Raw genomic sequence first — 9,332 nt, forward strand, 5'->3', positions numbered from 1 at the left:
TCAGTTCTATAAGGGCATGGCCAGAGGTGTCAAGGAAAGTGCGTCCGTTTGGGTGTGCAGTGCTGCGTTGGTGACGGTTTGGGTCCGGGTCAGTGCTGGCGCGGGAGGGCCGAGCCACGCACCGCGAGGTCGAGCGGGTCGGCGCCGTAGAGCGGCACCACGCGCCAGCCGAGGTGCACGGTCCCGTCGTGGCGGGTCCGCAGGCGCAGGGTGTGGGGTGTCTCGATGACGCGGATGTCCACGCTGAAGCAGCCTTCGCCGTCCCATCCGCCCGAGGCGACGACGGGCAGCTCGATGCCGCCGACGGCGAACGTCGACGACGCCCACTCGCCGTCCCCCACGTCGAGGCGCACCTGGGTGCCCCGACACTCGACGACCACCTCGTATGCCGCGCCCCCGGGCGCGAGGCTCATGCCGGCATACGCGGGGGGCAGGGTGCTGTCGTCGGCCCGCACCCATGACCCGGTCGACGGGCCGGGGGCGGACGACGACGGGGTCGGGACGGCCACCGTCTCGAGCCGCTCCTCGAGCGCGGCGTCGGCCAGCTCGTCGCCCTGCTCGCCCTCGCTCCCGACCGCGGGCAGCACGTGGTCCCACACGAGGTCGAGGACGGCCTGCATGTCGAGGGTCTCGCTGGTGATCGCGATCGCGAGGTCCTGCTCGGGCAGCACGATGGCGTACTGGCCGTAGGCCCCGTCACCGCGGTAGCCGTGGCGGGCCATCCAGAAGGAGCAGCCGTAGCCCTCACGCCAGTCGGGGTTGGGGTCGGCCTCACGGTTGGGCAGCCCGGTCGACGCCGTGGCCGTGGTGACCCATTCCGGGGACAGCAGGGCAGACCCGTTCCACCGCCCGTGGTCGAGGTACAGCTGGGCCAGGGCGAGGATCGCGTCGGTGCCGATGTGGATGCCCGAGAACCCGAGCTCGCGGCCGGTGGCGGTGCGGTGCCACACCACGTCTGCCCCGCGCGAGGGGTCGAGCAGGGGGAGGACCCGTTCGCGCAGGAGCGAGAGCACCGACGAGCCGGTCACGCCGCGGACCGCGCCGGCGGCGAGGTAGGTGGCGATCTGGTTGTAGGCCCACGCGGTGCCGGGCTCGTGCTCCTGTGGGGTCGCGAGGATCGCCGCCAGCACGGGGTCGGAGCCGTCGTCCGCGCCGGTGGCCTCGTGCGCGGCGCGGAGCACCTCGGGACCCCAGCCCTCGACGTCGTGGCCGGTGGCCATCGTCAGGCAGTGGCCCAGGGTCAGGCGGCGGTAGCGATCAGGCACCTCCACCCCAGCCGGCAGGTCGCCCGGTGGGAGGAGGTCGAGGACCGGCTGGTCGAGCGACAGGCGACCTTCGTCGACGAGCAGGCCGACGGCGGTGGCGGTGAACGACTTGCTGAGGGAGTAGACCAGCTGGACGTGCTCGGGAGCGTAGGGCGCCCACCACCCGCGTGCGATGACGTGCCCGTGCCTGGCGACCAGGAGGCTGTGGGGGTCATGGCCGCCGGCCTCGAGGGCGTCGACGAGGGCCAGCAGGCCGAGCGCATCGACCCCCTCGGCCGAGGGCGTGCTGGTCGGGAGGCTGGCGCCCCTCGGTCCGAACCCTCGCTGCGCCATGCCTGCGATTCAACAGGTGCAGCGCCCCCGACGCCATTCGGGGTGGGTGCCGGGCACTGGTCAGTCCGCCTTCAACTGCCACGAAGTCGAGGGTGGGTCGGGCTCGCCGGCCACGCGTGGCGCACGCCGGCTCAGTGGGGGAAGGAGGTCTCCGCCGGGCGCTCGAGCTCGTCGCGGTGGTTGCGGATGAGGTCGAGGTTGCGGTCGCGCAGGTGGTCGAAGCCCTGGCCGATGTTGGAGCCGGGCGTGAGCGACGACAGCGCCGTGGCAGGGTCGAGGACGGCCGACACCCAGCCCTCGTGGGAGGCGGCCTTCGCGGCGATGTGCGCAGTGGGCGTGACAATGTGCGAGTTGCCGAAGTAGAGCACCCCGGCCGGGTCGATCCCCGTGGCGTTGGCCCCGACGACGAACACGTGGTTGTCGTAGGCGCGCGCCCGCGAGGTCAGCTCCCAGATGTCGGCCGACCGCAGCAGCGCACTCGGACGACAGATCACCTCGGCGCCCTGCACGGCCTGGATGCGGGAGAGCTCGGGGTAGTCGCCGTCGAAGCAGATGATCATGCCGATCCGCCCCAGGTCGGTGTCGCACACCGTGACCGTGTCGCCCGGCGTGACCCAGCCGCCGCCGTCCACGTGCTCGGTGCAGAACGGGTGGGTCTTGCGGTAGACGCCGAGCACCTCCCCGTCACGCCCGATGAGCACCGAAGAGTTGTAGATGACGCCGCGCTCGGGGCCACGCTCGTAGGTGCCCAGCACGGCATACACACCCAGGTCCTTCGCGACCTGCTGCATCGGCTCGGTGACGGGGCCGGGGACCTCCGACACGAGGTCCCACAGCTCCTCGACGGTGCAGTCCGGGGTGAACCCGGTCGTGGCCGACTCGGGCAGCACGACGAGCTCGGCCCCGGTCGCGTCGACGCAGCGCCGGGTGAAGTCGACGCACTTGTCGAGGTTCTTGCGGACCGACTCCGGGGACAGGGGTCCCGGCGCCGGCGCGAGCTGGACGGCAGCCGCCGTGAATGCGCGCATCATCGTCCTCCGATCAGCCATCCCACGATAACCCCGGCGAGCGCGACGGCACCGCCGGTCACCACCCCCCAGGCGTACGGCTTGCCGCCGAAGGCCGCGGTGGACGTGCCGACACCCTGGAGCGGTCGCGTGCCGGTTGACACCTCCTCGACCTGGACCCCAGGGCTGACCGCCTTGGGCTTCTTCTCCTTGCGCACCCCGGCGATGTCGTCGTCGACGGCGTCGAAGAACTGCCCGGCCATCTTCCTGGTGACACCCGAGAGCATCCGCTGGCCGACGCCGCCGATCATCCCGCCGACCGCCGCGTCGGCGTCGTAGGTCAGGTCGGTGCCCCCGGTCGCCGACGGAGCGAGGTGGACGACGACGTCGGCGTCGACCGTGCCGGGGCCGCCGGCTCCCTGCGCCTTCATCGTGAACCGCTCGGGGTGCTGCGGGTCGAGCAGGGCCACCTTGCCGTCGTACGTGCCCTTGATGGCGGCGACGCCGGCGGTCACGGTCATGGCGTACTCGTCGGGCCCCACCTCGCTGAGCGCCTCGCAGCCCGGCAGGCACCGGGCGAGCACCTCGGGGTCGTGGAAGGCGTCCCACACCTGCTGCGGCGTGGCCTTGAGGGCGGCGGTACCGGAGATCTTCATGGCGCCTCCTGGACGGGCGTGGCAGGTGCAGTGGTGGTATGCCGCGTGCGGGCGAGTGACGGGATCTCGCCGCGGGCGTGGCGCTGGCGCAGCTCCCACAGCTCGACCGGCGAGATCGGCATCGACGTGATCGCGAAACCCTCGGCGTCGGAGATCGCCGAGGCGATGACGGCGGTGACGGGGATGCACCCGGCCTCACCGGCTCCCTTGATCCCCAACGGGTTCAGTGGCGACGGTGTCTCGAGGTGGTCGGTCTCGATGTGGGGGACCTCAGAGGCGTAGGGCATGAGGAAGTCCATGAAGCTGGCGTTGAGCAGCTGGCCGGACTCGTCGTAGACCATCCGCTCGTAGAGCGCGCCGCCGACGCCTTGCGCCACCCCGCCGTGCACCTGGCCCTCGACGATCATCGGGTTGATCATCGTGCCGCAGTCGTGGATGACGCAGTACCTCAGGATCTTCACCTCGGCGGTGACGGGATCGGTCTCGACGATCGCTGCGTGCATGCCGTTGGCGAAGGTCGCCTGGGTGGGGGAGTAGAAGTCCTTGCCCTCCAGCCCGGGCTCGTCGTCGTCCGCCACCGGCGGCTTGGAGGGGTCGGTGTTGCCGGCGAACTGCGTGGCTGCCTTGGCCGCCTCGTCGAAGGCGTAGCGCAGGGGGTTGGACATCACCGAGACGGTGCCGAGCGACAGGTGGGTGTCGGGGGCGCCCTTGACGCGGATGTCGCCGTCGACGATCTCCAGGTCCTCCGCCGACACCTCGAGCGCGTTCGCCGCGATCCGCAACGCCTTGGCCCGCACGTTGCGCGCCGCGAGGGCGATCGCGTTGCCGCTCATCACCGCCGCGCGCGAGGCGAAGGTGCCGACGGCATACGGCATGCGGCGGGTGTCGCCCGTGGTGACGAAGACGTCCTCGATGGACACCCCGAGCTCCTGCGCGACGATCTGCGCGAACGACGTCTCGTGGCCCTGGCCCTGCGACGTGAGGCCCGTGGAGACGTTCACCCGACCGCTCGTCTCGATCTGGATGTGGCCACCCTCGTAGGGCCCGACACCGGTGCCCTCGACGTAGCAACCGATCCCGAGGCCGACCCGGCGACCTTCCGCCTCGGCCTGCTCGCGGTAGGCGGCGAAGTCGTCCCACCCGACGAGCGCCTTGAGCTTGGCGAGGCTGGCCGGGAAGTCGCCGGAGTCGTACTTCAGTGGACGGCCGTCCTGGAAGAGCAGCCCGTGGTCGTAGGGCATCTCGCTCGGGAGGATGAAGTTGCGTGAGCGCACCTCGGCGCGGTCGAGGCCGAGCCGGTCGGCGATCGCGTCCATGGTGCGTTCCATCGCGAAACAGCCCTGCGGCCGTCCGGCGCCGCGGTAGGGAGTCACGAGCACCGTGTTGGTGTAGAGCGACCAGAACTCGCACCGGTAGGCGCCGGGCTTGTACGGCCCGAGCAGCTGCGTCGACGTGATGATCGGGACGATGATGCCGTAGGGCGTGTAGGCGCCGTTGTCGTGCCAGAACCGCACGTCCAGCCCGAGGACCCGGCCGTCGTCGTCGAAGCCGACCCGGATCTTCTGGAGCTGGCCGCGCTCGTGGGCGCTGGAGATGAAGTGCTCGCGCCGGTCCTCGGTCCACTTCACCTCCTGGTCGAGGAGCCTTGCGGCCCAAGGGACCAGGACCTCCTCGGGCCACGGGTGGTTGATCTTGACGCCGAACCCGCCACCCACGTCGGGGGCGATGCACTCGACCTTCGCCAGGGGCAGGTCGAGCTTGGCCGCCACGGCCGCCCGCACCCCGGTGGAGGTCTGGGTCGACGAGAAGATCCGCAGCTCGCCCTTGTCGGAGTCCCAGCGGGCCAGCACCCCCTTGCCCTCCATGGGCATGCAGGCACTGCGCTCGATGTCGAGGTCGAGCTCGAGGGTGTGGGGGGCCGCCGCGATGGCGGCGTCGACGTCGCCGACCTCCTGGACCATGTGGCACGCGACGTTGCCGGGCACGTCGTCGTGGACCAGCGCCGCGCCGTCACGGGCGTTCGCGATGCCGACGACCGGGGTGAGCAGCTCGTAGTCGACCCGGATGCGCTGGCAGACGTCCTCGGCGACGTAACGGTCGCGCGCGACGACCATGACGATGGCCTCACCGACGTAGTTGACCTCGTCGCGGGCCAGCGCGAACTGGGTGCGGCCGTGGGTCAGTGTCGGGTGGGGGATGAGCAGGGGCAGCGGCTCGCCGACGCGGCCGGGCAGGTCCTCGTGGGTCCAGATGCCGACCAGTCCGTCGACCTCGAGCGCGTCGGTGACGTCGATGTCGACGATGCGGGCGTGGGCGTGCGGGCTGCGGACGAACGCCGCCGCGAGCGCGGTGTGACCCAGGTCGTCGAGGTAGCGGCCGCCCCCCGTCACGAGCCGCGGGTCCTCGCGCCGCTTCACGGGAGCGCCGAACATCTGGCTGGTCACGGGGCCGACTCCTCATCGACGCCGGTATGCCGCGTCGCCGGCGCCGCGGCATACCCGGCGCTCGCGCCCTCGGCGCGGAGCTCGGCGGCGCGCAGGACCGACTTCACGATGTTCTGGTAGCCGGTGCAACGACACAGGTTGCCGGAGATCGCCTCGCGTGCCTCGTCGGCGGTGGGGTGCGGGTGGTCCTCGAGGTAGGCCGTGATCGTGGTGAGGAACCCCGGGGTGCAGAACCCGCACTGGAGGCCATGGCACTCGATGAACGCCTGCTGGACCGGGCCCATCGAGTCGATGCCGCCGAGCCCTTCGACCGTGGTCACCTCGTGGGCCTGCGCGGTGACGGCGAACATGAGGCACGACCGCATCGGTTGGCCGTCGACCWGCACCGTGCACGCCCCGCAGACGCCGTGCTCGCAGCCGACGTGGGTGCCGGTGAGCCGCAGGTCGTGGCGCAGGAAGTCTGACAGCAGGCGTCGCGCAGGGGCCTTGGCGTGCCGCGGCACTCCGTTGACGACGACGGTGAGGTCGAGGAGCTCCTCGGTCCCGGGCTCGACGGTGGGCTCGGTCATGCGGCCGGTCCTTCGTGGTCGGGCGAAAGCCGTTGCAGGGCAAGGGAGTTGGCTGCTGCAGCCGCAAGGGTGAGGCGTGACAGCTCGACGGCGAGCATCGCGCGGTAGGCGGCGGTGGCGTGGATGTCGCCGTCGGGCTCGATGGCCCCGCGGATGAGGTCGGCCGCCGCTGACCAGTCCACGGCCTCGGGCTCACGGCCCTCGAAGGCCTGCGTGACGTCGACGGTGCGAGGCACGTCCGTGACGGAGACGAACGACAGCCGGGCCCCGGCCACCACTCCGTCCTCGACCCGGACGGCCGCCGCGACGCCCGCCATCGCGTAGTCGCCGTGCCGGCGCGCCCGCTCCATGAACGCCGTACCCGTGCCGGTCGCGAAGCGCCGGAAGCGGACGGCGGTGACCAGCTCGTCCTCGGAGAGGGACGTCTCCAGCGCGCCTTGGAAGAAGTCGGCCACCTCGATCTCCCGGGTGCCGCCGGCCGACACCGCCTCGACGATGCCGTCGGTCAGGGCGAGCACGGCCGGCATCTCCCCGGCAGCGTCGGCGTGCGCGATGGAGCCGACCGTGGTGCCACGGTTGCGGATCACCGGGTGGGCGACGTTGACCAGCGCCTGGCGCAGCAGGGGCACCGCGGCATACGCCTCGTCGTGGTGCTCGAGCTGCGCGTGGCGCACGAGGGCGCCCACCCGCACCTCGGTGGCGGTGACGACCACGTCGGCGAGGCCGGTGACCTGGTTGATGTCGACGAGGTGGCCCGGTGAGGCCAACCGCATGTTGAGGATCGGGATCAGGCTCTGCCCTCCCGCGAGCACCTTGCCGTCGTGGCCGACCCGCGCCAGCACCTCGACCGCCTCGGCGACCGAGTGCGGTGCGTGGTGCACGAAGGGTGCTGGCTTCACGGACTGATCCTGCCGTCTGGAGTCGGTGGGGGCTAGGGCCGGGTCGAGGGTGTCGGGCGGAGAACCACGTGGGCCCCCGACCTCGATCGGGGGCCCACGTGGGTCGTTCAGGGGGTCAGCGGCGGTCGTCACCCTGGTAGAGGTCGTCGATGCCGTCGCTGTCGCCGTAGGTCTCGTTGCCGCCGACGGTGAGCACCGTCCCGCCCGGGACGCTTCGCGCCGCGGCCCGGTCGCGGAGCTCGCGCGGGGCGACTGCCTTGGCGAGGTGGTATGCCGCGACGGCCACGATCGTGCCCAGCGCGATCCCAGAGAGCGAGAAGCTGTCGGAGAACTTCAGCGTCACGTTGCCGATGCCGATGACGATGCCGGCTGCGACGGGCACCAGGTTGATCGGGTTGGCGAAGTCGACGCCGTTCTCCTTCCAGATCTTGGCCCCGAGCAGGCCGATCATGCCGTACAGCACGACCGTGATCCCGCCGAGGACGCCACCTGGGGTGGACGCGACGAGCGCGCCGAACTTCGGCGACAGCCCGAAGAGGATCGCGACGACGGCGGCGACGTAGTAGGCAGCGGTCGAGTAGACGCGGGTGGCGGCCATGACCCCGATGTTCTCCGCGTAGGTCGTGGTGGGCGAGCCGCCCACGGCAGAGGCCAGGACGGTGCCGATGCCGTCTGCCGCGATGGCCCGACCCATCACGGGGTCGAGGTCGGTCTTGGTCATCTCGGCGACGGCCTTGACGTGTCCGGTGTTCTCGGCGATGAGCGCGATGACGGCGGGGATCACGAGCAGGATGGCCGCCATCGAGAACGACGGGGCGTGCCAGCCCACGATCTCCTTGCCGGCGACGATCTCGGTGTGGGGCGGGAAGCCGAACCAGGCGGCGTCCTTGATGCCCTGGAAGTTGGTGCGGAAGTGGGTCGTGATCTTGCCGGCACCGGCGTCGTAGGCGGTGATCTGCCCGAAGCCCTTGTCGAACAGCCAGGACAGGACGTAGCCGAAGATCAACGCGAGGAAGATCGCGATGCGTCCGACGAAACCCTTGAACGCCACGGCGCAGATGATGACGAAGGTCATCACCAGCAGGGCGACCCACTGGTCCTGCGGCCAGTAGATGTTGGCCACCACCGGGGCGAGGTTGAACCCGATGAGCATGACCACCGCGCCGGTGACGACGGGCGGCAGCACCGTGTGCAGCACCTCCGAACCGAGGAAGTGGATGAGCACCCCGACCAGCGCCAGCACGACGCCGGCGACGAGGATGGCACCCGTGACCGTGGCGGAGGTGGCACCCTGCTGGGCCCGGATCGCCACGACGGCGCCGACGAACGACGCCGAGGTGCCCAGGTAGCTGGGGACCCGACCCTGGACGATCAGCAGGAACGCGATCGTCGCGATGCCGCTCATCATGATCGCGAGCTGGGCGTTGAGGCCCATGATCAGGGGGAAGACGAAGGTGGCTCCGAACATCGCCACCACGTGCTGGGCGCCGAGCCCGACGGTCTTGCCCCAGCCGAGGCGCTCGTCCGGGGCGACGACGTCGTCCGGTCCGGAGAGGTTGCCGTCTCCGTGCAGTTTCCAACCCAGGCCCAGTGACATGCGGACTCCTTCTCCACGGGTGCGGCCACCGAGCCGTGGCCCCACGGTCCCTTCCGGGATAGGCGAAAACTAGCGGCCCGGGCGCCCGGTGCATTGGGCAATTGTTGCTATCGGGCGCGGCGCGCGTTTCGGCAGAGTATGCGGAGTGGCGCGCTCGCGTTCGAGGCCCGGCAGGAGTGCAATGGGCTGTGCCGCGTCCCTCCCGCCAGAGGGCGCGGCATCTTCGTGCCCCCGCGGCATACAAGCAACCTTTGCTAGCAGGGGTTGCTTGCTCGTGGACAGGCTGCAACCTGTCCGCCATCAAGGAAGGTTTGCTAGCTGTACTGACCTGACAGGTTGGTCAAGCGGGTGATGGGTGGCTTGTTCTCGCAGGCGGTGTGGGGTCGGTGGTGGTTGTACTCGTGGATCCATGCTGACAGGGCGGCTCGTCGCTCGGCTTCGGATTCGTAGCAGCGGGCGTAGCCCCACCCTTCGGCCATGGTGCGGTGGAAGCGCTCGATCTTGCCGTTGGTCTGTGGGCGGTAGGGGCGGGTCTTGCTGACCTTGATGCCCAGCTCGGCGC

General features: G+C 70.7%; 8 protein-coding genes. All 8 read right to left on the bottom strand.

From position 1 onward, the window contains the following. Positions 1-89 precede the first annotated feature (89 nt). Positions 90-1,598 carry a serine hydrolase domain-containing protein gene (locus AC1DX8_RS16355; RefSeq protein ID WP_477631003.1) on the bottom strand — a complete coding sequence of 503 codons (1,509 nt, stop codon included), beginning with the start codon at positions 1,596-1,598 and terminating at the stop codon, positions 90-92. Positions 1,599-1,729: 131 nt separating this feature from the next. Then, the gene (locus tag AC1DX8_RS16360) at positions 1,730-2,647 is read right to left on the bottom strand and encodes a carbon-nitrogen hydrolase family protein (RefSeq protein ID WP_477631004.1); all 918 of its coding nucleotides are present in this window, start codon (positions 2,645-2,647) and stop codon (positions 1,730-1,732) included. Then, positions 2,626-3,261 (bottom strand): SRPBCC family protein, encoded by a 636-nt coding sequence (locus AC1DX8_RS16365; protein WP_477631005.1) that lies wholly within the window; start codon positions 3,259-3,261, stop codon positions 2,626-2,628. The genes AC1DX8_RS16360 and AC1DX8_RS16365 overlap by 22 nt, the downstream gene beginning before the upstream one ends. After that, entirely contained in the window at positions 3,258-5,705 is a 2,448-nt protein-coding gene (gene cutA, locus AC1DX8_RS16370) for an aerobic carbon-monoxide dehydrogenase large subunit (RefSeq protein WP_477631006.1), read from the bottom strand. The genes AC1DX8_RS16365 and cutA overlap by 4 nt, the downstream gene beginning before the upstream one ends. Next, a complete protein-coding gene (locus tag AC1DX8_RS16375) occupies positions 5,702-6,274 on the bottom strand; it encodes a (2Fe-2S)-binding protein (RefSeq protein ID WP_477631007.1) in 573 nt (190 codons plus the stop codon). Before AC1DX8_RS16375 ends, cutA begins: the two co-directional genes overlap by 4 nt. Beyond that, positions 6,271-7,173: an FAD binding domain-containing protein gene (locus tag AC1DX8_RS16380; protein WP_477631008.1), complete on the bottom strand. Its 903-nt coding sequence runs from the start codon at positions 7,171-7,173 to the stop codon at positions 6,271-6,273. Before AC1DX8_RS16380 ends, AC1DX8_RS16375 begins: the two co-directional genes overlap by 4 nt. Positions 7,174-7,288: 115 nt before the next feature. Then, the gene (locus AC1DX8_RS16385; RefSeq protein ID WP_477631009.1) at positions 7,289-8,770 is read right to left on the bottom strand and encodes a uracil-xanthine permease family protein; all 1,482 of its coding nucleotides are present in this window, start codon (positions 8,768-8,770) and stop codon (positions 7,289-7,291) included. A 314-nt stretch (positions 8,771-9,084) separates the two neighbouring features. Then, the coding region (locus tag AC1DX8_RS16390) for an integrase core domain-containing protein (protein WP_477631010.1) at positions 9,085-9,332 on the bottom strand (248 nt) is incomplete at its 5' end.

The organism is Pedococcus sp. P2_A3 (genome assembly GCF_056405035.1).